The 23,192-nt window shown below is 71.1% G+C and carries 15 protein-coding genes; 6 read left to right on the forward strand and 9 right to left on the reverse strand.

Annotated features, from left to right (window positions below; translation table 11 throughout):
* The 6 genes from Q4F04_RS07005 to Q4F04_RS07030 all read left to right on the forward strand — a co-directional run.
* Positions 1 to 1,025, forward strand: a 1,025-nt coding sequence (locus Q4F04_RS07005; protein WP_303369120.1) for a gamma-glutamyltransferase family protein, incomplete at its 5' end; no start/stop codon positions are given.
* A 48-nt stretch (positions 1,026 to 1,073) separates the two neighbouring features.
* Positions 1,074 to 1,895: a sulfite exporter TauE/SafE family protein gene (locus Q4F04_RS07010; RefSeq protein ID WP_303369141.1), complete on the forward strand. Its 822-nt coding sequence runs from the start codon at positions 1,074 to 1,076 to the stop codon at positions 1,893 to 1,895.
* Entirely contained in the window at positions 1,882 to 2,553 is a 672-nt protein-coding gene (locus tag Q4F04_RS07015) for a FadR/GntR family transcriptional regulator (protein ID WP_303369121.1), read from the forward strand. The genes Q4F04_RS07010 and Q4F04_RS07015 overlap by 14 nt, the downstream gene beginning before the upstream one ends.
* A gap of 89 nt (positions 2,554 to 2,642) precedes the next feature.
* A complete protein-coding gene (locus Q4F04_RS07020) occupies positions 2,643 to 3,704 on the forward strand; it encodes a hypothetical protein (protein ID WP_303369122.1) in 1,062 nt (353 codons plus the stop codon).
* A complete protein-coding gene (uvsE, locus tag Q4F04_RS07025) occupies positions 3,697 to 4,842 on the forward strand; it encodes a UV DNA damage repair endonuclease UvsE (protein ID WP_303369123.1) in 1,146 nt (381 codons plus the stop codon). The genes Q4F04_RS07020 and uvsE overlap by 8 nt, the downstream gene beginning before the upstream one ends.
* A gap of 433 nt (positions 4,843 to 5,275) precedes the next feature.
* Positions 5,276 to 7,036, forward strand: coding sequence for an ExeA family protein (locus tag Q4F04_RS07030; RefSeq protein ID WP_303369124.1), 1,761 nt, complete (start codon positions 5,276 to 5,278; stop codon positions 7,034 to 7,036).
* A 25-nt stretch (positions 7,037 to 7,061) separates the two neighbouring features.
* Here Q4F04_RS07030 and Q4F04_RS07035 read toward each other — a convergent pair whose 3' ends face one another.
* The 9 genes from Q4F04_RS07035 to Q4F04_RS07075 all read right to left on the reverse strand — a co-directional run bounded on the left by Q4F04_RS07035 (position 7,062) and on the right by Q4F04_RS07075 (position 23,173).
* The gene (locus Q4F04_RS07035; RefSeq protein ID WP_303369125.1) at positions 7,062 to 8,132 is read right to left on the reverse strand and encodes a TAXI family TRAP transporter solute-binding subunit; all 1,071 of its coding nucleotides are present in this window, start codon (positions 8,130 to 8,132) and stop codon (positions 7,062 to 7,064) included.
* Positions 8,133 to 8,172: 40 nt separating this feature from the next.
* Entirely contained in the window at positions 8,173 to 10,131 is a 1,959-nt protein-coding gene (locus Q4F04_RS07040) for a hypothetical protein (protein ID WP_303369126.1), read from the reverse strand.
* Between the two features lie 120 nt (positions 10,132 to 10,251).
* Positions 10,252 to 11,361, reverse strand: a complete 1,110-nt coding sequence (locus tag Q4F04_RS07045; RefSeq protein WP_303369127.1) for a hypothetical protein — start codon at positions 11,359 to 11,361, stop codon at positions 10,252 to 10,254.
* Positions 11,358 to 11,939, reverse strand: a complete 582-nt coding sequence (locus tag Q4F04_RS07050) for an SCO family protein (protein WP_303369128.1) — start codon at positions 11,937 to 11,939, stop codon at positions 11,358 to 11,360. Before Q4F04_RS07050 ends, Q4F04_RS07045 begins: the two co-directional genes overlap by 4 nt.
* Entirely contained in the window at positions 11,936 to 13,741 is a 1,806-nt protein-coding gene (locus Q4F04_RS07055) for a hypothetical protein (RefSeq protein ID WP_303369129.1), read from the reverse strand. The genes Q4F04_RS07050 and Q4F04_RS07055 overlap by 4 nt, the downstream gene beginning before the upstream one ends.
* Positions 13,735 to 21,027, reverse strand: coding sequence for a hypothetical protein (locus tag Q4F04_RS07060; RefSeq protein WP_303369130.1), 7,293 nt, complete (start codon positions 21,025 to 21,027; stop codon positions 13,735 to 13,737). Before Q4F04_RS07060 ends, Q4F04_RS07055 begins: the two co-directional genes overlap by 7 nt.
* A 355-nt stretch (positions 21,028 to 21,382) precedes the next feature.
* Positions 21,383 to 21,820 carry an EamA family transporter gene (locus Q4F04_RS07065; RefSeq protein ID WP_303369131.1) on the reverse strand — a complete coding sequence of 146 codons (438 nt, stop codon included), beginning with the start codon at positions 21,818 to 21,820 and terminating at the stop codon, positions 21,383 to 21,385.
* Positions 21,821 to 21,854: 34 nt separating this feature from the next.
* Positions 21,855 to 22,490, reverse strand: a complete 636-nt coding sequence (locus Q4F04_RS07070; protein ID WP_303369132.1) for a tetratricopeptide repeat protein — start codon at positions 22,488 to 22,490, stop codon at positions 21,855 to 21,857.
* A complete protein-coding gene (locus tag Q4F04_RS07075; protein WP_303369133.1) occupies positions 22,487 to 23,173 on the reverse strand; it encodes a Fe2+-dependent dioxygenase in 687 nt (228 codons plus the stop codon). The genes Q4F04_RS07070 and Q4F04_RS07075 overlap by 4 nt, the downstream gene beginning before the upstream one ends.
* Positions 23,174 to 23,192: the final 19 nt, after the last annotated feature.

Genomic DNA, 23,192 nt, shown 5'->3' on the forward strand with positions numbered 1-23,192 from the left:
CGGGCTGGCGGGCGCGGACCGAGGAACCGCTGTCGCTCGATTACCACGGCTGGACGATCTACAAGACCGGGCCTTGGGGGCAGGGGCCGGTTCTGCTGCAGGCGCTCACGATCCTGCGCGGCATCGACATCGCCGCGATGGACCCGGTCGGCGCCGAGTTCGTCCACACCGTCACCGAGGCGATGAAGCTCGCCTATGCCGACCGCGAGGCCTATTACGGCGACCCTGACTTTTCGGACATCCCCATGGACGTGCTGTTGTCCGAGGGTTACGCCGCCGAACGGCGCAAGCTGATCGGCGCGCAGGCCTCGACCGAGCAGCGCCCCGGACGAGTGCCGGGCCACGAGCATCTGGCCGATGCCGCCATCGCGCGGGCCTCGCGCGACTTCGGCGTGGGCCGGGCAGTCAGCGTCGAGCCGACCATGGCGCACCTGACCGAAAAGCGCGGCGATACCGTGCATCTGGATGTGATCGACCGCTGGGGGAACATGGTCTCGGCCACGCCCTCGGGCGGGTGGCTGCAAAGTTCTCCGGTCATCCCCGGCCTCGGCTTCCCGCTGAACAGCCGGGCGCAGATGTTCTGGCTTGAGGAGGGCGTGCCCTCGGGCCTGCGCCCCGGCGCGCGGCCAAGGACGACCTTGACGCCGTCCATGGCCCGGAACGGCGACCGCTGGCTGGCCTTCGGCACGCCCGGCGGCGACCAGCAGGACCAGTGGCAGCTCATCTGGTTTTTGCGCTTCGTCCACCACGGCGGCAACCTGCAGGCCAACATGGACCGGCCGCTGTTCCATTCGCTGCATTTCCAGGGCTCGTTCTACCCGAGGAGGGCGGAACCGGCGCGGATGCTGATGGAACCGGCCTTCGGCGAGGCGGTAATCGCCGACCTGCGCGCCCGCGGCCACATCATCGAGGTCACGGAACCCTGGGCCGTGGGCCGGCTGACCGCCGCCCTGCGCGAGCCCGACGGCATCCTGCGCGCCGCAGCGACCCCGCGGCTGATGCAGGCCTATGCGGTGGGGCGCTGACATGACGCAGGCAACCGGAACGGCCCGGCGGAGGACGCGATGCTGGGCATGACGACCGAGGCACTGGTCCAGTTGACCCTGATCGCCCTCGCCGCAGGGGCCTTCGGCGGCATCATCGCCGGGCTTCTGGGCGTGGGCGGCGGGATCGTGATCGTCCCGGCGCTGTATTTCGCGCTGTCGCTGACGGGCATGGATCCCGCGCTGACGATGCAGGTGGCGGTGGGAACCTCGCTCTCGACCATCGTCTTCACCTCGCTGTCCTCAGGGATCGGGCATCACAAGCGGGGCGCCATCGACACGGCCCTGCTGCGGCGCTGGGTGCCGTGGATCGTCTTGGGCGTGGTGCTGGGATCGGTCGTCGGCGGCTATGTCTCGGGCTGGGTGCTGGTCGCGGTCTTCGCCACCATCGCGCTGTTCGTGGCCGGCGACATGATCCTGCGCAAGCCCGCGCAGGACGTCGAGCCGCGCAGCTTTCCCGCCGCCGCCTGGGCGGGCTTCGGGGTCTTCGCGGGCGCGGTCTCGGCCATGATGGGGATCGGCGGCGGCACGGTCTGCGTGCCGCTGCTGAACTTCCTCGGCTACGACATCCGCCGCGCGGTCGGCACCTCGGCCGCCATCGGCTTCGTCATCGGCCTGCCCGGCGCCATCATCTATGCGCTGACCGGGCTGGGACAGGACGGGTTGCCGCCGCTGTCCCTGGGCTACGTCAACCTGTATCTGGCCGCCGTCATCATCCCGCTGTCCACCTGGATGGCGGGCTATGGCGTCCGGCTGGCCCACAGCATCGACCGGCGCAAGCTGCGGATGGCCTTCGGGATCTTCCTGCTGCTGACCTCGATCAGGATGTGGATCGACCTTGCCGGCGCCTGACGCGGAAACCCTATCGCTCGAGGACAGGCTGCGGGCCGACCTGCACCGCATTGCCGACGAAGGCGGCCGCCTGCCGCCCGAGCGTGAGCTTGCCATCCGCTTCGGCGTCGGCCGCACCCGGCTGCGGCGGGCGCTGGCGGTGCTGGAAGGCGACGGGCTGCTGTTCCGCCGCCACGGGCAGGGCACCTTCACCCTGCCGCCCCCGGTGCCCGGCGGCCTCGGGGCGCTGGTCCGCAGCGTCACCCCCGCCGACGTGATGGAGGTGCGGATGGAGGTCGAGCCGGCCCTGGCCGCGCTGGCCGCCGAGCGCGCGACCCCCGAGGACGCCCGCGCCCTGCGCGACCTGATGGCCAACACGCTGACCGCGCAAACGCCCGAAGGCTACGAGATCGCCGACGCGATCTTCCACTTCCGCATCGCCGAACTGGCGCGCAACCCGCTGTTCCTGCGCGTCTACGACCAGATCCGCAGCATCCGCGAGCAATCCGACTGGGCCGCCTGGCGGAGGGATCGGCTGGACGCCGTCCGCATCCGCGACCTCGGCCAACAGCACGCGGCCCTGGCCGACCGCATCGCCGCCAATGACAGCACCGGCGCCGCCGCGGCGATGGAACGCCACCTTCTCAGCATCGACCACGGCATCCGGCGGAAAAGATGACCCGGTCCTGCGGCGGGCGACAGGCCACCACCGGGATCGCGCGCGCCGTCGCGCCATGAAACCAGCTAGCGCCTGCGTCGTTGGGGATCATGCCCAGCCGCAGCCCCCAGAACCCCTCAGAAGTCGGCCCCGCCTTCCGGGCGGCGCTTGACGGTTTCGACCCGGCCCGGCCGGCGCTGATCCTCGGCCATTTCGATGCGGACGGGCTGGCGGCGACGGCGATCCTTGCCCGTGCGCTGGACCGCGCCGGCCGGCCCGCAGGGATCCGCATCATCGGCAAGGGCGAAAACCCCTGGTCGCCCGCCATGGGCCATGAATTGCAGGCATGCCGGCCCGGCGGATTGATCGTCACCGACCTGGGCATCCATGAGGGCGACATCCTGCCCGGGGTGCCCACGGTGCTGGTGGATCACCACGTCCCCTCGGGCAACCCCGGCGGGGCGGTGGTGATCTCGGGCGACGGCTGGGTGCCCGAGCCGACCTCGGCGCTGCTGGCCTTCTGGTGCGCCGAAGGGCTGGGCCAGGCCGAGGGGCTTTCGTGGCTGGCCGCCCTGGGGCTGATCGGCGACATGGCAACGGGCGATTTCCCCGAGCTTGCCGCGGCGCAGGCGCGATACGGCAAGACGGCGCTGAAAGAGGCGGTGGCGCTGGTCAACGCCCCGCGCCGGACGGCAAGGGCCGACGCAGGCCCGGCGCTTGAGCTTCTGCTGAAATGCGACGGACCCAAGGAACTTGTGAAGGGCGACCACCCCGAGACCGCCCTTCTGCGCGAAGCCCGCGCCGAAGTCGCCGCGGAACTCGACCGCGCCCGCCGGACGCCGCCGAAGGTGCGCGGCGACATCGCGCTGATCCGCTTTGCCTCGCCCTGCCAGGTTCATCCGCTGGTCGCGCAGGCCTGGCGCGGCCGGCTGAAGAACAAGATCGTGCTGGCCGCGAACACCGGCTACCGGCCGGGCTGGGTCCATTTCGCCGCGCGCACCGCGACCGGAACGGACCTCATCCGCTTTCTGGCCGACCACCGGCCCCCCGGCGCAGGCACGGAATACGGCAGCGGCCATGTCCAGGCCACTGGCGGCGCCCTGCGCCCGGCCGACTGGAACGACTTCGCCGCCCGGATCGGCTTTCCCGAGGAACAGGTGCCCGATGAATGAACGACCCCTGCGGATGGGCTTTCCCGTCAAGGTGATGGGACAGCCCGGCCTGAAAAGCAACGACACCCGGCGCTGGCAGCAGAACCCGCATCTCAAGACCTCGCTGGAATACGTGGACGCGATCCTCGACTACCTGGCCCGGACGGGGATCGGGATGTATCGCATGTCCTCGGACCTCGCGCCCTATGCGACCCACCCGGACATGCCGCAGTTCCACGGCATGGTGGCCGAAAGCGATGCCGAGCTTTCGGCTTTGGGGCGCAAGGCGCGCGATCTGGACATCCGGCTGTCCTTTCACCCCTCGCAGTTCGTGCTGCTGAACAGCCCCGACCCGGCGCTGACGGCGAAAAGCATCTGGGACCTGTCCTCGCAGGCCGAGATGCTGGACCGGATGGGCATGGGACCGGAAGCGGTGCTGGTGACCCATGTCGGCGGCGTTTACGACAACCGCGAGGAAAGCCGCGCCCGCTGGATCGAGGGCTACACCCAATGCCCCGACCATGTCCGCCGCCGCCTTGTGCTGGAAAACGACGACATCCGCTTTTCCGCCGCCGATGTGCTGTGGATCCACGACCGCTGCGGCGTGCCGCTGATCTTCGACTACCAGCATCACTGGTGCCTGAACCCCGAGGGGCTGGCGCTGCGGACCGCGCTGGAACGGTTCATCGGCTCGTGGCCCGAAGGCGTGCGGCCGAAGATCCATTTCTCTTCGCCCCGGACCGAGATGCGCGAGATCAAGCGAAAGGTCACGGACAAGGAACGAGAGGCGACCAAGACATCCGGCCCGCCCAAAGGGGCGCTGACGAAGCAGGTGGTCAGGGCCACGTCCCGCGTCAAGACGGTGCTGCTGCCGCCGGTCTGGACGGGCCACGCGGATTTCACCAATCCCTTCGAGTTCGCCACCTTCATGCGCGAGGCGGCGGGACTGGAGTTCGACGTGATGCTTGAAGCGAAGACCAAGGACCTGTCGCTTCTGCGGCTGCGGTCGGACCTGCTGCGCTATGCCCCCGATGTCGCGGCCCGCTTCGGCACCACCGACGCGGCCCGGCTGGCCGAGGCCGAGGAGATGCCCGGCGCCGGGATGGAGGCCGGGGCCGACATCGACGAAAGCGAACCTGACGCCCTTTCCGACGGGTGAACTTCCGCTTCGGACGGCAGCGGGGCCAGGGTTCCCCTGCCCCTTCGGCGCCCGACCGGCGGCCAGCCCGCGGAGCGGCATCCTGCGCTGCGGGCGTCATCTGCCAGAGGCGCTTGCGCCGGATCGGGTTTTCCCGTGGGTTCATTGCCGGCAGGGCCGGACCATCCGCTGCAGGCGCAGGGGCGTGCGGGGGCAAGGACCGCGGCTCGCCTTTGCCTTGTCAGGACAGGGTTCGGGGCCTCGCCCACGGCGGTTGCGCTATCCGGGGTGGGATCGCCCTGCAGGGCCGCCTTGCTTGCGCGCCCGCGGCCAAGCGGGCAACATCCAGCGCGTCATGTCCGTGGCCTGTCTCGATCATTTCGGTCTTCGCCGGGCGCCATTCGGCAGCGCGCCCGACCCGGCCCTGTTTCACGCCTCGCAACCTCACCGGCGCGTGCTCGACTGGATCGGGGAAGGGGTTGCTGCAGGCGCGCCCGTCCTGTCGCTGACGGGCGTTGCCGGGACGGGCAAGACGGCGCTGCTGAAGCTGCTGGCGGATCGGCGCCACGGCAACGGATGGATCACCGGCCTTGTTTCGGCCCTGCAGTCCAGGCCCGGCGGCATTTCCGATCAGCTGGGCGATGCCTTCGGCCTGCCCGACGGGGGCGACGGTCCCAGCCTTTCCGACCAGCTCCGCCGGTTTGCCGAAACGAACCGGGCCAACGGCCATCCCACCCTGCTGATGGTGGACGACGCGCAGGCACTGGAGGTCGCGGACATCGCAGCCCTCGCATCGCTGGCCGCAGGGGGCGACCTGACGCTGCTGCTCGCCGGCCGGCCGGAACTGCGCGGGCGGCTGGCCGCACCGGGGCTGCCTTTCGCGCGGGGCGCCCATGCGGTCCTGACCCCGCTGGGCGCGGGCGACACCGCAGGCTATGTCGCGCACCGGCTGGCGCAATCGGGCGCGACCGCGCCGATCTTCAACACCAGCGCGATGCAGGTGCTGCATTTCTTCGGATTGGGCCTGCCCCGGCTGATCAACGTCATGGCCGATCACTGCCTGGGAACCGCCGCAGCGGCAGGGTTGTCCCGGATCGACGGCGCATGGGCGGGCGCCGTGCTGGACGAGGCAAGCGCCACCGGCGTGCTGAGCCGTCTGGCCGAGCAGGCGACGGGATCGGACTACGTCGCCACCATCCCCCCTGCGCCCAGCCCTGAGGATCAGACCGCAGTCGCGGCGCCGCATCCCCCGGTATCCGACGGCACCGGCATCCCGGACCATGCCGAGCCGCCTGCCCTCGCAGATGGTCTTTCCCCGCTGGCTGCCGCGCATCCCGGCCTGCCAGCGGCCCCCGGAACCCACGCGTCGCAAGAGCGCCCGGCGCGGCGATCCGACACCCTGCGCAGCCTGCCCCGTCACGATCCTGTCCCGACCCCCGCCCTCCATGAAGCCCTGTTTCCCCCGCGGCGCGAAGGCGGCGGGCGTCTGGTGCGGTGGCTGGGGGCGGCGTTTCTCGCCTGCGGCGCGGCATGGGTCTGGCTGCAATGGGGCCAAGCGCCTGCGCCCGCTGCCATGCGCCCGGCGCCTGCAGTCGGGGCCGCCATGGACCAGACGGCATCCGCAGCGCGGCAGCCCGCGGCTGTCCCACCGCAACCGGCCTTTCCGGTTCCAGGCGCGGCGGCCATCACGCCAGAGCCCGCCATTCCAGCCCTGATGGCACAGGCGCTGGAACTCGACAGCCGCGATCCTGCGCGGGCGGCCATCGCCTATGCCCGTGCGGCCCTGCGCGGAAGCGCCCGCGCGGCCTATTACCTCGGGCAGCTTCATGAAACCGGCACCGGAGCCGCGCCGGACCCCGGCACCGCGCGGCTGTGGTATGCCGCGGCCCCCGGCCTGCCGGGGCCGCAGCAACGGTTGCAGGCGCTTACGGCGGCCGATGCGCCGGGCACCCCGGCAGCGCCGGTGCCCGTCTTCCAGGCCCGGCCGGGCGGCGGCAGCGAGATGATCTGGCGCCTGCCCGGCGGCGTTCCGTCCGTCCGCTTCCGGGTCGAGGTCTTCGGCCCCGCGGGACAGCCGCTGCCGGTTCAGGAAACACGGGTGCCGGGGCTGATCCTGCCCTTTCCGGTCAGCGCATGGCGCGTGACCGCGATCGGGGCGGATGGTTCGGAAAGCGCCCCGTCCGCCCTGGTCCGCATGATCCCGGCAACGGAATAGCCGGCGGCCTGCACTCTCCCCCGGATCAGCACCCCAGCGTGGCGCAGATATATTCGCGGTAAGCCCGGTTCGCCTCGCTTTCCGCGGGTTGTGCGGGCCGTTCCTCGGGCGCTGTTGCGGTCGCAAGCGGGGTGGCGCATTGAAGCTGGTAGTCCGGCTGCAGCCCCTGATTGACGCAGTTGCCGATGTCCCAGCCGGGGGGAATGTCCTGCAGATCGACGTTCTTCCACTTGGGATGGCCGCTTTCCTGCAACTGCGGCAGCCGGGTCAGCATCAGGTGGGACAGGTCGGACACCGCCTTGCAGCTTTGCTGCTGGTAGCCGTTGCCCCGGGGGTCGTATTCGAAGGTCATCAGCAGCGCCTTGACGGCGATCCCCTCGACCGCCTCGGGCTGGAACGGATAGGTATTCGCGGGGATGGTCGCCGTGTCGTAGACGCTGCCGAGCGTCTGGTCCGTGATCGGCACCAGCTGGAACCGTTCCCCGTCGATCTCGCCCTCGGCGAACAGGGCGGTCGGGGCCCCGGCGACATAGAAGAAGGCGTCGATCTCGCCGGCCTTGAGCGCGGGCAGCGCATCGGCAGGCGAGATCAGGCGCCGCTCGGCGGGCTCGGTGCCGGTCAGGTCCAGCACCAGCGAGGCGGTCAGGAAGGTGCCGCTGTTCTCGACCCCGATCGCCACCCGCTTGCCCGCCAGGTCGGCAAGGCTGTCGATGTCCGATGTCGCCAGCAGATGCACCTCCTCGTCGTAAAGCGGGAAGGCGATGCGGACGTTGTAGATCGCGCGGGCCACGTCGGGATCATTGGCGGAATAGGTCTTCAGGTATTCCAGCACGTCGTTCTGGACGATGCCGAACTGGGTGTTGCTGCGCTGGCGCACGGCCATGAAGTTTTCCAGCGAGCCTGCGGATTCGATCACGTTCAGCGTCTGGCCGCATTGCGCCATCAGCCCGGCCAGGTCGCGGCCGATCTGGATATAGGTCCCCGACGCCCCGCCGGTCATCACCGCCTTGCCGAATTCCTGCTGGGCGGCGGCGGGGCCTGTGGCCAGGGCCAGCACCGCGCCAAGGGCCATGCCGAGCCATCGGGTCTTGCTCATCTCGTCTTTCCTCCGCTTTCGGCTTTGCGGGCCGGTGGTGTCAGTTGCAGGCCCCGAGCTCGGCCACCAGCGCCAGCAGGGTTTGTCGGTTGATCTGCCCATAGGCGGCCCTCAGGGCCTCTGGCGCGCATTCCCCCGCGGTCAGCCGCCGCTGCAGTTCGGCGCGCTCGGAACCCGAGCCCAGCGCCGGGGCGCGCGACAAGGCGGCCTCGACCTCCTCTGCCGTCCAGCGCGCCGGCTGCGGGTCCGCCGCGACAACGGGCAGGGCGGGCGCCGCTGCCACCTGGGCTGCCGTCTCCTCGGCAGGTGCAGGCGCGGCTTCCTGCACCTCGGCAGAAAGCCGGGCGGCCTCCTGCTCCAGCGCGGCACGCGTGGCGGATGCCTGTTCAAGCCGGGCGGTAACCTCGGCCAGGGCCGTCTCGGCACTGGCGCGGCGGTCCTCGGCCGCGGCGAAGGCCTGATCGGCCGCGTCCCGGCGGCGCTCGGCCTCGATCGCGGCGGCGGTCGCGGCCGTCTGCCGCGTCGTCGCCTCCTCCAGCCCCTGCCGCAGTTCAGCCTCGCTCCCTTGCGTCCGGGCCAGCGCAGCCTCTGCCTCGGCCCGGCGGCTGTCCAGCGCGGTGATCTCCGTCTCTGCCGCTTCGCGCTGCGCGGCGAGATCGGCGACCTGCTGCTGCGTTTGGGAAAGTGCAGCCTCCGCCTCGGTCCGGCGGGTGTCCAGCGCGGCGATCTCGGCCTCCGCCGTCTCGCGTTGCGCGGTCAGATCGGCAACCTGCTGCTGCACTTGGGAAAGTGCAGCCTCCGCCTCGGTCCGGCGGGTGTCCAGCGCAGCGATCTCGCTTTCCGCTGTCTCGCGCTGTGCGGTAAGATCAGTGACTTGCTGCTGCCCTTGGGACAGCGCAGCCTCCGTCTCCGTTCGGCGGGCATCCAGAGCGGCGACCTCGGCCTCCACCGTGTCGCGCTGCGCGGTGAGATCAGTGACTTGCTGCTGCACTTGGGAAAGGGCAGCCTCCGCCTCGGCGCGACGGGTATCCAGAGCGGCGATCTCGGCCTCCGCCGCCTCATGTTGCGTGGTCAGATCGGCGACCTGTTGCTGGGTCGTGCCAAAGGCTTCCCCGGCCTCGGCGACCTGCTGTTCCAAGGCGGCGCGCTGCTGCCCGAGCTCCGCCAGGCGCGTCTCGGCCTCAGCCGTCTGCCGCTGCAGTTCGGCGAGGCGCGCCTCCGCACTGGCCAAGGCGTCCCGCGATTCGCTTTCAAGGCCCTCGGCCTCCTGCAGCGCCGCAAGCTCCTGCTGCAGCGCGTTCAGCCGGGATTCCAGATCGGCGCGCGCCGTTTCCGCCTGTTGCCGGGCGGCCTCCGCTTCGGCAAGGCGCGCGCCGAGGTCGGCCAGATCCCGCTCCATCCCCGCCTGCACATCGGCGCTGGCCGTGGCCTGTGCCGCGCGTTCCTCGGCGCCTGCCAGTTCGGCCTCGCGCCCTTGCAGGGCCGCTTCCGCCGCCGACAAACGTTTTTCCGTCAAAAGCGCGTTGCCTTGGGCCGCCTGCAACTGCGCGGTCAGGTCCGCGATCCGGTCCTCGGCAGCCTGCAGCGTGCCCGAATCCGCCGCCTCTGACGCCGCCTGCCGGGCAGCCTGCAGTTCCGCGTCGCGTTCGGCCAGCAGGCGCTGGGCGGCATCGGCCTTTTCCTCTGCCGCCTGCGCCCGGGCTGTCGCGGCTTCGAGTTCATCGGCCAGACCCGTCATCGGCGGGGCCGGCGTCCCGCCTTCGGGAAGGGCGGCATCCGAGGTTTGCCCGCCGACGGCCAGTTCGTTCCGCATGGCCTCGATCTGGCTTTGCAGGTCGGCGGCCTCATCCTCCATGAGGACGATGATCTCGCGCAGCGCGCTGGCCTGTTCCGGGTTCGGCAATTCGGCAGGAACGCCGCCGTCCTGCCCCAAGGCCATGCCCGCCATCACGGCCCAGAACCCACTTGCGGCAAACAGCCTGATCACATCGAACCCCACTTTTCGCCATCAAGCGCAATCATGGCCGAACCTGTCAAGCATCCGCGTTCCCCCTTGGGACGCGGCGTCCTGCGACATCTCGCCTCGCGATGGGTGAAGATGCCAGGCCTGCGGGCAAGGCTAGCGCCTTGGGGATTTTTCCTGCGGGAAAGAGGCCGCGCCGGGCGCCGTCCGGCGGCGGACGGCGACATCGCGGCCGGCCACCTCGGCCAGCGCCGCGGCCAGCCGCGCCACCGAACACCGGCGCCCGGCCTGGACCGCGGCCTCATGGGCCATCCGCGCGGCGGCATGGCCGAGGGCAGCGCTGCGCCCCTGGCCCGTGGCGCGCGCCCAGGCGGCAGCCTCGGGAAAGGGATCGGTCAGGACCAGGCGCATGCCCGGACGGGCGGCGGCGGCGACCAGCGCCGGGCCGAGGGCATCGCGCCGGGCAAAGATGGCGGTGGCCTGCAGCGCCGCGGCCTGATCGTCGGACAGCCCGCCAAGGACCAGCACGGCCGCCGAGGACGGGTCGAGCGCGATCCCCGCCGCTGCGGCCTGCGCCTGCAGCCCCTGGTCCGGGGGCGGTCCGGCGACAGCCAGGGCGGTCAGGCCATCCTCGGCGGCGGCGGACAGAAGGGCGCGCGCTTCGGCCACCGCCAGCGCATCCGCCAGGACCGAAAGATCCGACAGGTCCAGCGCGGCGGCCTCGTCCGGGCGGGCGGTCCGCAGCAGGCGGCCATGGGCGCCCCCCTCGTCGTTCAGGCGGGCCAGCGCGGCCTCGAACCCCGCCCTCGCAGCGGCGTCCGAGGGCGGGCGCAGGACAAGCTCGGCGCCGTGGATGCCCGCCTGCTGCTCGGCCTCGATGGCGGCCAAGGCCGGGGCCAGCGCGGCCAGCGCTTCGGGCGCGATCTCGAAGCGCGGCATCGCGGCCCCCAGGGGACGCCCGGCGGGATCCAGCCCCTCGGCCAGCGCGCGGGCCAGCGCCGGGCCGTCATAGGCCGGGCGCCGGGGCGTGGGGGCGGACAGGTGGCTCCATCCGACAGGGGGGACCACGACCCCGCCCTCGCGCCCGCCGAGGGTGTCGGCCCCGTGGCAGTTGGCGCAGGGAAGGGCGCGGGCGGGCATCCGCGCGGCGCCCCCGGCCAGCACCGCCGTCGCCCCCTCGCCCCGCTGATACAGCGCATGGCCCGCGTCCTCGGCAGCGGCGATGCCTGCCGCAAGCGCGAGCAGGCCGCCAAGGACAAGCCTCATCGCGCCTCCGCCCCCGCGATGGCAAGAAGGCTTGCCGGATCGGGGATGCCGACCACGCGGGTGAACTGACCCGAGGACAGGCTGCCCACGAGGATCGTGGGGACATGCGCCTCGGGCGGGCCGACGGGCACGCCGAAGGCCGTCATCAGCAAGCGGGTGTCGGGCACCGATCCCGCGACCCATTCCCAGGACGGCCCTGCACTGAACTGTTCGGCCGAGGCAGACATCAGCGCGGGCGTGTCGCGGGCGGGGTCGATCGACAGGGAAACGATCCGCGCCCCCGCGGCGGTCAACTCGCCCTGGACCTCGGCCAGCACCGCATTCGATAGGGGGCAGACCGTCCCGCAGCTTGCATAGGTGAAGCTGACCACCAGCATCGGCGCGTCGCCGAAGCGGCTGACGAAGCCTTTGGTCGTCCCGAAGCGGTCCGTCACCGGCAGGTCCGGGGGCGACAGCCGCTCGGCCGGAAAGACGGCCTGCGCGGGGACGGGGGGATGGTCATGGCCCTCATGCGTCCGGGCAGGACCGGGAAGGATCGCGGCAAGGACCAGCAGCAGGGCGTTCGCGCGGAAGATCATGGGCCAAGCTCCATCACAAGCGGGGGAACGCCGGCGCTGTCCGCCCCCGAGAGGGTCACGACAAAGGTGCCCCGGGCCGGCAGGCGCAGGGTCATCCCGGAACCCGCCCCGCCCGGCTCGGGCCAAGCCGTCCGCTGCAGCCATCCCGTTTCCAGCGCCGCCACGCTGAGAACGCCCGCGACGCCGGGCAGGGCCAGGCCGTCCGGCCCGACGATCCGCAGGGTGACCTGCCGCGATCCGTCGGCCGCAGGCGCGGGGGCGACCTCGGCCGCGATCCGTGCGGCGGGCGCCTGCGCCCCGGGCAGGGGCAGGGTCGGGATCTCGTGGCACAGCGTCAGCCCGCCCACGCCGGTGCTGAGCACAAGCTCGTAGCGGCCGGGGCCGGGAATGACCGCGCCCGCGCGATACCGGCCGGGGCCAGTTTCGGAAAAGCCGCGCGCCAGGATGGCGGCCGTCCGCGGCACGCCCCCGCGCAGCCGGACCGAGGCCATGGGCGGCGCCGCACCGATCGCCGAGGTCGGCTCCACCACGAAGCCGGTGAAGCTCTGGGCGTGGATGGCCAGCGCCTCGCTGCCGCCGGGCACGGCCAGCAGAAAACCCGGTGCCGTCACGGGCCGGGGCGCGGCCGCCCCCAGTGGCACCGCGCCAAGCTGCGGCTCGGTTCCGGGGCGGATGGAATCCAGCGCAAGGGTGGCCGCCTCGGACTGGTCGGCGCGCAGCAGGACCGCCATCCGGTCCAGGACCACGACCTCCGAGATGGCCGAGCCATGCGCCCCCACCGTCCGGGCCAGATGCCCCCGCGCCAGGTCGATGACCGAAACCGGCCCGCCCGCGGGGTCCCAAGCGAATGCCAGCCGCCCCGCCGGATCGACGGCCAGGCGCGCGGCGGGACCGGCCAGCGCAATCTTTCGCGCGCTGTCGGGCGCGTCGAGATAATGGACGGCCAGCCGGTTCACGGCCAGACGCAGGACCGCCACGGGGCCATCAGGGCCGGGCAGCAGCGCCTCGGCGATGGCATCCGGCGCGGGGGGCAGGACGGCCAGCGGCGTGGCGGTCGCGGCATCCAGCACCTGCAGGCCGCCTGCCCCGTCGCGGGCAAGGATCGTGGCGGCGGTCCCCGACAGAGCCACCGCGGCCAGCGTCGCGGTCTGGTGGCCCCGGGCGTCGAAGCGGCTGATCCGCGCCGCCCCTTTCTCAAGAACCCAGACGCCCCCGGCGCCATCCGCGATCAGCGTGGTCGGGCGGTCAAGCCCCCCGGCCACAACCCGCGACCGGGCGCCAAAGGCGGTCAGCGCCCGCACCTCGCCCGCCGCGGGCAGGCTGACCAGAAAGCCCCCCCACAGCGGCGCTGCAGTCAGGGCGGCGGGCTGTTCCGGCAGGGTCGCGGCGCCGATCAGGTTGGCGCTGGCCAGGCTGATCGCGGGATCGACCACCGTGAAGGACCCTTCCTCCGACAGGACCCCCAGCACCGGCCCGTTCAGGGACACCGCGTCGGTGGGCAGGCTTCCGGTCGAAAAGAAGGCTCGCGCGGCCTGGTGGCAGGGCAGGTTCCGCGCCGACACCCGCCGCAGCCAGCCGGCAAGGCGCAGCCCGGCCGGCGGCTCGGGCCCGGCGTGGTTGTGGACCGAGACCGCAAGCTGGAACGGCTCGCCCGGCGGCACGGGGTCAAGTGCCCGGCCGCTGTCGTCAAGGATCTCGATGCCGGCGGTCAGCGCCGGGCGCAGCGGCTCGGGCGGGGCTTCCTGCGCAGCCACGGCGCCTGCGGCCAGCAGAAGCGGCGCGACCCAGCGTCCGGTCAGCATGACTCGCCTGTCGAGCCGAGCGTCTCGCCCGGCTTGCGCGCGACGATGAGGCCCCAGACCCCCTGCGCCCGGCGCGTCAGCGGCCCGTCGAACCACAGCGCCACGTCCCCTGCCCGCAGGCTGGGGGTGAGCCAGGCCGAGACCGACTTGCCCGGCGCCAGCAGGGCGGCGTTCGGAAAGCCGAAGCCGGGGAACAGGTCGTCATAGGCAAAGCCGTTCATCACGAAGGCCCGTTGCCGGGCGCGGCCGCCCGGATGGACCACCCGGATCACCACCTCCTCGCCCCCGCAGGCTTCAAGGACGATCGGCTTCGGGCTGGACGCGGGGTCGAAGAAGTCGCGGGGAAATTTCACGGGGTTCAGGTCATCCTGGGCCTCGGTGTCGATCCCCAGCCGTCGCCGCAGCATCCGGTCGAAGCCGGGGGCGGCGTAGTTCACCCCGGCTTCGCCCAGGTCATAGCTGTCGTCGCAGACAAGGCAATCGGCCACCGGGCGGACGTTCCTGACCGGGATGCCGTCGTCCCACAGCCATGTCGTGCGGCTGTCCGGGGCGTGAAGATTGAGCCCGTCCTGCCAGAACAGCACGAATTCACGCAGGTGCGTGGCAGGCAGGTCCACGGGCATCGGACCCGGCCGGGACACGGGCGGGATCTCGATCCGCTGCGTGGGCAGCCCGGCGCCCGCCGGGACATGGCCGATGCTGCGGCGGGGGAACCCGTCCGCGAACGGGGGCAGGGTTGTCCGGGCGGTGTCGTCGGCGGAAAGGTCCCAGTCCACCGGCACCACGTCGATCACCCCCATCAGCCCGTGCGGGACGTGCGAGATCACGTCCGCCGTCGAGGTGACGGGCACCGCGCCGAAGGCATAGGGAATCCAGTGGATGCGGTCGGTGACGGCCTGCCGGGCCTCAAGGCTGGCGGCCCGTTCCAGATCACCAAGCAGGGCCTCGTGATCCGTGACGCAGGGAAGGGCTGCGCAGAGGCTTGCGATCACGGCGGCATCCGATCCCGGAAGCCGCGCGGACCGGTCGGTGTCGGGGACAGACAGCGTGATCCCGAACCGCCGCCCCAGCACCTCGAACAGGAAGTCTTGGCCGGGCTGGACCTCGTGGACCCCAACGATGACGTCCGGCCTCAATCGCCCGGCAAGCTGTTTCCACGCGGGGTAAAGGTCACTGCCGTTTCCATCCTGCCCCCCGGCGGCCTTTAGCAGCGAACGGCGGAACTGCTCTTTCAGGACGTCCGGAAGCTTGAGTTCGGGGTCCACGCGGTAGCGCCCGGCAAAGAACTGCAGGATCGGGCCGACGCTGACGTCGTGGCCCGAGGCAGGCGGCAGGGCGCCCGCGGAAAAGCCCACGCCCAGCGGCAGGTCGCGCAGCAGGTCCAGCGCCGGCAGGCCGATCCGCAGCCCCATGCGGGCCGAGGGGCGCAGCCCGCCGTCCGGCAGGCCAAGTCCGGGCCTGTCCAGGATCATCCGGCGCGGCCTGCCCTCGGGCCCGTCGGCCCGGACGGCCGGGTCGGTGTTGAGCGGCACGATGGGGGGCATCCGCGCATCCCCCAGCAGGTCGCGCAGGCCTCCGCGCCGGCCCTCGTCCCGCAGCAGGTTGACAAAGCGCAGCGTCACGCAATCGCCCGCGTTCACCCGCATGACGAAGGGCTCGGGCCCCCGATGATAGGCCGCTTTGACCGCCTTCAGCACCGTGTCGCGGGAAAGGCCGTTCCCCCAGTTCTCGTCATGGAAGCCGACGTTCCCGGCCAGTGCCTCGGGGCGCAGCAGCGCCAGCATCAGCCCGTCCGGGTCATGGCGGCCCAGCCCGTAATCGGTTCCCTCGGGCCAGATGTCGCGGGTCTGCAGCGCGACGATCACGGATTCGCTGCGGTGGGTGAGGATGCCGGATACGGGCCTTGCCGGGCAGGACAGGCCGCTTGAGGCGGGCGGGACGGGTTCTGGGGCATCGGCGGATTCAGTCGAGGTTCCGAAGGTCCGCAACCCGCCCCGCGCCTGCCCGATCGCGCTCAGCCGGCTGCCGATCGGCCTGCCTGACGCGGGGTCGATGGTATCCGCGTCGCGATAGGTCCGCACAAGGCCCCAGGCCCCGTTCCAGGTCGCGTCGATCGAGCCGAAGTCGTAAAGCGAATCCGCCACCCCCTCGGGCACCCGGTGCCCGTCGCGGTCCGTGATTGCGGACCTGCGGGACGCCGCCACGGCAGGGGCAAAAGCCTCCGTGAACGCGGTGATGCTTTCGATCCCGCTGCCGCCCACGTCCGAGCGCAGCGTGCCGCGCATCTCGAAATGCTCGGAAAGGCCGACCTCCTGCACGAAGGTGAAGCCCTCGGGGTTGTCGCAATGCGCCAAGAGCCACTCGTGCCGTTCCCAGAACTGTCTATCCGCCGGGTCCTGCGGGGGGTCGAATTCCTTGACGCCCCGTTCCAGCCACCTGCGATAGTCCTCGGGGCGGCCGTCCGACATCGCCTCGGCGCAAAGACGGTGGCGCGTCGGACCCGGCTGCGGGTCCAGCGCCAGTGCGGCGCGGGGGAAGGGCTGGTCGGCATTGCGGCGGAAGGGCTGGCCCAGCACGCGGAAGACATGCTGCACCTCCTGCGCGCCCTGGATCAGCCGGACCTGGATCGATTCGCCTTCATAGCTTTCAAGCAGGGGCGTGGCAGGGTCGCCATGGACATGGGAACTCAGCGCAAGGCCCATGTCACCCCGGTATCCCGCAAGCTGGCGATCGACCGAGCAGAGCGGGAAGCGGTCCCGGGTCCGGGCGCGGGGGTCCAGCGCGGCCTCGACCTGGCTGGGACCGGCGCCTTCGCGGCCGGGGCGGTCCATGCGGAAGGGCCGGCAGTCGCGGGAATGGACGCTCGCCGCATGGCTGGGCCAAGGCTGCGGCCCGGCGGGCGCAGGCCCCGTGGCGGGATGGGGAAGAAACGGCCCGAAGCCCGGCTGCTCGCGTACAGCCCTGTTCCCGTTCTCGTCATAGGTCAGCGCCGGGGGCCTCGTTTCGGGCCGGCCGGCCCGGCTTCCCCCGGCCGCGTCCTTGTCGCCGACACGCAGCGGGATCGGCTCGCCCCGGTAGTTGACGAGATAGGGGTCGTGATGATCGACCGAGATGGATTCGGGCCGCTGGGGCGGGGCCACGGGGCTTGCCAGCGCGCGGACAGAGGCAGGGGCGGAGGGCATCCCGGCGGCGTTCCTGCGATAGGCCAAAAGATGATCGGTCAGGCGCTTGAGGTCCGCCTGCGTCAGCAGGTCATTGCCCAGCCCGGTGCGATGGCCGGGGGCGTCGCCGATGCGGCCCTGCGCTTCCCAGGCGGGCGGCACGTTTTCGCCGGGGGACATCCAGTGGCCACGGGCGTCCCGCGAAAGATCGGCGCCGCAGACCGATGCCAGCGACCTCGGCGAATTGCGCCAGTGCAGCTCGCAGGCCAGCGTGGCCATGCCGCCGAGGCTGCCGGCCATGGACGTCCTGATCCGGCGGCGAAGCTCGGTTTCCGAGATGCGGTCACGGGGATCGTAGAGCAGTGCGAAATCCGCAATCGCCAGGGCATATTCGCGGAAATCCGGGGTCAGCGCCCTGTAGTCCTGTTCACCGTCCTGATGCCAGAGCTGGACGGTCCGGCTTGCCCCCACCATCGAGGCGGTGCCGAAGGCCACGGTGGACAGCGCCTCGGCGGCAAGGGGTCTGTAGCATCCCGCCGGGCCGGAGGGGTCGCAGACGCTTTGGAGTGCATGGGTCAGCCGTCCGAAGCCATCGCCCGGCGGTTGCGGTACATCGGGGTTGCTGACATCGGCCGGGGGCCGCGCCTCGGGCTCGACCACCAGCGCCGAATAGAAGCCGTGCTGCTGGATCGAGGATGGCCCGAAATGATCGTGGGTGAAGACCGTCCGCAGCGTGCGGTCGCGGGTCCGGTCGGTGCCGGCCGCGACCGACGACAGGATCGGGTCGGCGAACCAGCGCTGCACGGTGGTCTGGAAGCGGTCTCGCGCCTCGGGCAGCGGCTTTTTCCAGATGTCATGCGCGCGGGGCTTGCCGTTCTCGCATTCCCCGTCGGTGGGACGGGTCAGGGCGCCGCCCTCGACCCCGCCGCCGGGGACGGTTGTGGCGCAGCGGCGATGGGCGATCTCGTCGGCGGCGAAGGTGCCGTCCTCGTAGTTCCAGCCGTTGCCCGAGCCGTCCGAGGAGGTCACGTCGAATTTCACCAGATGGATGTGCTGGCCGATGGTGTCGGTGGGGGTGCGGACCTGGAAATCGTCCAGTTCCAGCGTTCTGGGCAGTTCATTGGTGTGGCGGAACTCGATGCATTCGCCCGACAGGGCGCGGAAGAAGAAAGGCTCCTCGCTGTCGCTGATGCGCGGCGAGATGCGGCCGCGGCCCTGCTTGTAGACGGGCGACCTTGCGCTGAGGACGTTGATCCGCGCCTGCGGGTCGTGCCAGCCGGCGGTGTTGACGATCATGTCCAGTTGCACCGCCGAGACCTCGTAGCGGCGAAAGCCGGTCAGGTCGGGATCGGGCGCATAGGGGCCGCCGGCCAGCGGGTCGGTCCGGGACGGGCCGGTGGCCTCGGCCGGGGGGATGCCGCAGGGATCGGCGAAGGGCGCGCCGGGGCGCGGCGGGCTGCCGTTCACGGCAAAGACCGGCGAGGCGACGGGTCCGGGGCTTGGCGCGCTGGCGGGATAGGGGGCGGACGGGGTGGGATAGCTGCCGCGGGCGCCAGTCGCGGGGTCCGGGTCAACCCTCGTGCCGTCCGGCTGCGACAGGGCCAGCGGCAAGGGAGAGACCGCCCCCGGTTGATGGACCAGCCCGTTGTGGTGAAAGCCCATGGCCGCACGTTCCAAGGGCGTGCCCTCGGGGTCCAGCACGCGCAGCCGGGCGCGGGTCAGTTCCAGCGTCATGTCGCCCATGGCAAGCGACCGGGCCACGACCTGCCGCAGCAGCGCCGCCCGCTCATTTGCGGGCAGGCTCGCATCCTGCAGCCGGACCGTCACCCCGGCGGGCAAGGGCGAGAAGGACAGTTCCCGTTCCGAGCCATCAAGCATCACATGCCGCGGCAATCCCCCGTCCAGCCAGGCCCCGGCGACGGGGCTGCGGGTATCGACGGGGCTTTCGCCGCCTTGGTCCGGTTCCGGGCCTTCGAGCCTTCGGGCCAAGTCCAGCGGCGCCTGGGGCGGGCGGTGCCCCGCCTCGCCCGCGATATAGAAGGGATAGCCCGGCATCGCTGCGACCTCGGCATCGGGGTCGAAGGTCTCGGGCGCATCCGGCGTGCCTGACCCGGCCTGTGCCCAGTCCGGCGCGTCGGCATAGCCGGGAAGCAGCGGCAGCGGCTCGCCCGGCAGGGGGATGACCGCGGGGATCGGGGTGCCCGCCGCGCCGCGCAGCCAGTTGCCGTTCGGATCGACGCTGCCCGGCCGCCGGACGGCATTAGGGGGCTTGAAGCCCAGCGACAGGCCGGATTTCGGCTGGCCGTCGGGCAGCAGGCGGGTGCCGTCCTCCAGCACGTCATGGACGCGCCACAGCGCCCACATTCCTTGCGCGAAATGCGGATACAGGTGGCAATGGAAGATCGAATCCCCGACCGTCCGGTTGCGGTTCCCCGATCCCTGGTGCCCCCACCAGCCCCGGCCCTCGCCATCCGGCCTGCGCCGCCCGCCATGGTAGATGTTATAGCTGAAGCCCTGCTGCGGCGCGACGGTCTGGCTGTCGAGATAGCTGCCCCGGTTGGGATCGTTGCCCGCGAACCATTGATGCGCGTGCAGATGGAAGACATGGGTTTCCTTCGGCCCGGCGTGGAAATTGCGGAACACCACCGGGTCGTTGAGATAGGAATGATGGACGTTCGAGGGATCGTCGTCATACCATTCCAGCAGCGCCGGATCGCCATTGGCCCAGGAGGTCAGGAAGAATTCCTCGTAAAGACATTCGGTGCAATCGGCGGCGGGACCGATGCCCTTCCGGTTCGCCAACAGCAGCGATCCCATTCCCGAAGCGCCGTAATTGATCGCAAATCCGTCGCGCACCCCGGCAAGCTGGCCGAAATCGCCCAGTTCCTCGAAATTCGAGGTGTAGAAGGTCTTGAGTTCGTCGTGAAAGAAGACCGAAAGTTCCCGGAAGGCGAGAACCGGGGGCTGGGCCGGATCGCGGTTGCGCAGGCCCTGCCCGGATGTCTGGCCGTCCTCGCCCGTGACCCGGCAATCGGCGTTTCCGCCGGTCGCGCCGGTCGCGCCGCAATAGACGATTGCGTTCAGATCGGCATGGACGATTTCGGCGCGACCGGCCGACAGCACGCCCGCCTGCGGCCCTTCGAGCGGGCGCAGCATGTTCAGGTAAGGGATGCCCTTGTCGTCCGCCTTCTCGTAGTCGATCCCGCCCGCGCGGCTGTGCAGCGGCAGGCCTTGGGCCGCGCGCGGCCAGACCGCGTCGAATGCCACGCGGCTGGTCTGGCTGCGATACCATGTGCTGCCCTTCCGCTCGGCCACCACCGCGCCGAAAAGCCCGTGGACCAGCGAGCCGCCGTCCCCCTCGCCCCCCGCGGGCGCGGCGGTCGAGGCGAAGAACATCGGCCCTTCGCGCAGGACCCGATAGGCGCAATAGAAGTGGTCGTTAGGTCCCACGGCATCGATCCCGCGGCAGGCGGGATGGATCACGGGATTGCCGGGGCCGTCCCGGGGATCGTCATGGGGCACCGGCGTCAGCCCCTGGATCACCAGGTTCAGATGCCGCGTGGCCGGCCAGTCATAGGCGCCATCGGCGGCATGCCTGCCGTCGGGCGGCTGGCAGGCGGCATGTCCATGAGCGACGCGCCCGGCGCTTCCCTGCGACACCCCGGCCCTGACGGCACCGCGCAGGGGGTCTTCCCCGCCCGTGCCGCCGCAGAAATTGGCCGAGAAGTCCGGGGCGGGCTGCATCAGCAGGTTGGTCACCCGCAGCACCAGCCGGTCCCCGACATTGGCGCGCAGCGTCAGCGGGCGCGGGCGCTTGCAATCGCGCAGCCGCACCTTGCCGGCGCGCAATGCGGCGTCGCCATTGCCGTTCTCCGTTCCGGTCAGATCCTCGCACGGGGCATCGTCCGGCAGCCTCGCCCCGCCCAAGGGCGCGATGTCACGGCGCAGCGCGAAGATCATCCCGTAGGGATTGAACGAGCCGAAGCGGTTATAGACCAGGACCTGGTCAAGCGCGGCCAGATCGGCGCAAATGCTCCGCTCTCCGCCTGTTTCCGAATCGCACCAATCCGCGACCGGCTCGAAAGCGGCCTGCCGGGGGGGACCGGAATCATCTGCAGCCCCCATGCCCGGAAGCAGCGCGAAGAAAATTGGCAATATGATGCGATGAATTCGGAAAATGCCGGCCATATCAGGGCCCCTCGCATTTAATGAATTTCCATCCCATGAACATACCACGGCTGATGCGGGATTTCACCGGAAAACTTCGGCAAACCCGTTCCGAATTTCTCGGCTTCGGGAACGCGGATGCTGCCCGACGTCGATCCGCAGGGCATCCGTTTCCAGCCATTCGCAGGCTCTGCCAGGCGATGACGCAGCCATGATGACGTGGCTGCCTACGGCGAGGGGGAGGACATCCCTGCCCTGTTGAACGCAGGCCGCGGCCATACGGAACGCGGCGATGCGCGGTGCCCAGAGGAACCTAGCCCTTCCAGGCCACCAGAATTGTCCCGGCGGCGATCAGGGCGATGCCCAGCCAGTTCGGGGCAGAAAGGTGCTCGCCCAGGAACAGGACGCCGAAGACCGCGACCAGCACGACGCTCAGCTTGTCGACGGGCGCGACCTGCGAGGCGTTGCCCAGCTTGAGGGCGCGGAAATAGCAGAGCCACGAGCCGCCGGTGGCAAGGCCTGAAAGGATCAGGAAGACCCAGGACCGCGCCGGGATCGTGTCGGGCGGCTGCGCCTTGCCCAGCGCGAGGACGATCCCTGTCAGCACCACGAGGATTACGCCCGTGCGGATCAGGGTGGCGAAATCGGAATCCACGTGCTCGACGCCAACCTTGGCAAAGATCGCCGTCAGTGCGGCGAAGCCGGCGGACAGCAGCGCCCAGAATTGCCAGGCAAGAAGGACGGATTTCATGGACGCTCCTCGGGTGATGCGGGCGGGCTGCCGCTCAGTCACGCCCGGAGAATGAGGCGGCCAGACTGCGCGCCAGTTCGGCGCGGCGGCGCACCCCCGGATGGGTGATGCCCGACAGCGCCTCGGCAACGGCGGCGTGAAAGCCGCTGACCTGGCAGTCGAGCGCGCGGTCGAGCCAGTCCAGCGCCTCGGGCACGCGGCCCCCTGCGATCAGGTGGCGGGCGAGGTTGAACTGGCCCCAGGGGTCGCCCCCCTCGGCAGAGGCAGTGTAGTAGGTCAGCGCCGCCGCTGGATCGTGTGGGCCTGCGGCGCCGGTTTCGGCCAGCATCCCCAGCATGTTCAGCGCCTGCAGCAGCCCGGCCCGCGCCGCGTCGGCGTAAAGGCGGGTGGCCTCGGCCGGGTCGCGGGGCACGCCTTCGCCGCGCAGACAAAGGTCGGCGAGGTTGAACATCGCCCAAGGATCACCCGCTGCCGCCGCGCGGCGATACCAGCCTGCCGCTTGGTCTGCGTCGGGGACCATGCCCCAGCCGCGCTCGGCCGCGCGGCCCAGCATGGTCAGCCCGCGCGGATCGCCCGCCCGCGCGGCCATGCGGAAGGACTCGATCGCCTGCCCCCCCTCGCCCGCTTCCAGCAGAAGCTGGCCGGTGGCCAGCGCGGCATCAGCGCTCACAACTCGGCCCACATCCGCAAGAGGTTGTGGTAGTGGCTGACAAGGCCCAGCACGGCGGGCGCCTCGTCGCTCATCGCGGCGCGGGCCTGCCGGATCGCCAGGTCGAGATCGTAAAGCATCGCCCGCCTGCCGTCGTCGCGCACCATCGACTGCGCCCAGAAGAAGCTGCCCCAGCGGCTGCCGCGCGTGACCGGGTTGACCCGGTGCAGCGACGAGGCGGGATAGACGACCATGTGCCCGGCGGGCAGCTTGACGGCATGGGTGCCATAGGTGTCCTCGACCACCAGCTCGCCGCCGTCATACTCCTCGGGCGCGGTCAGGAAGATCGTGGTGGACACATCGGCGCGCATCCGCATCCCCCCCGATCCGGGGATGGTGCGGATCGCGTTGTCGGTATGGGCGCCGAAGGTCATGCCGGGGTCATAGCGGTTGAACATCGGCGGCAGCACCCGCAAGGGCAGCGCGGCCGAGGTATAGGTCGTGTTGCGCGCCAGCGCGTGCAGGACACGCTCGCCCAGTTCCCGCGCGACGGGGGACTCGGGCGGGATCTGCAGGTTGTTCTTGACCGTCGCAGCCTGGTCGCCCGCGGTCTCGCGGCCGTCGGCCCAGGCGGCGCGCTCCAGCGCCTCGCGGAAGGCCATGACCTCGGCGGCCGACAGCACGTCGGGGATCTGGATCAGCATCGAAAAACCTCGAAGAAAA

Origin of the sequence: Paracoccus sp. (in: a-proteobacteria), assembly GCF_030536915.1 — a bacterium.
Lineage (GTDB): Bacteria > Pseudomonadota > Alphaproteobacteria > Rhodobacterales > Rhodobacteraceae > Paracoccus.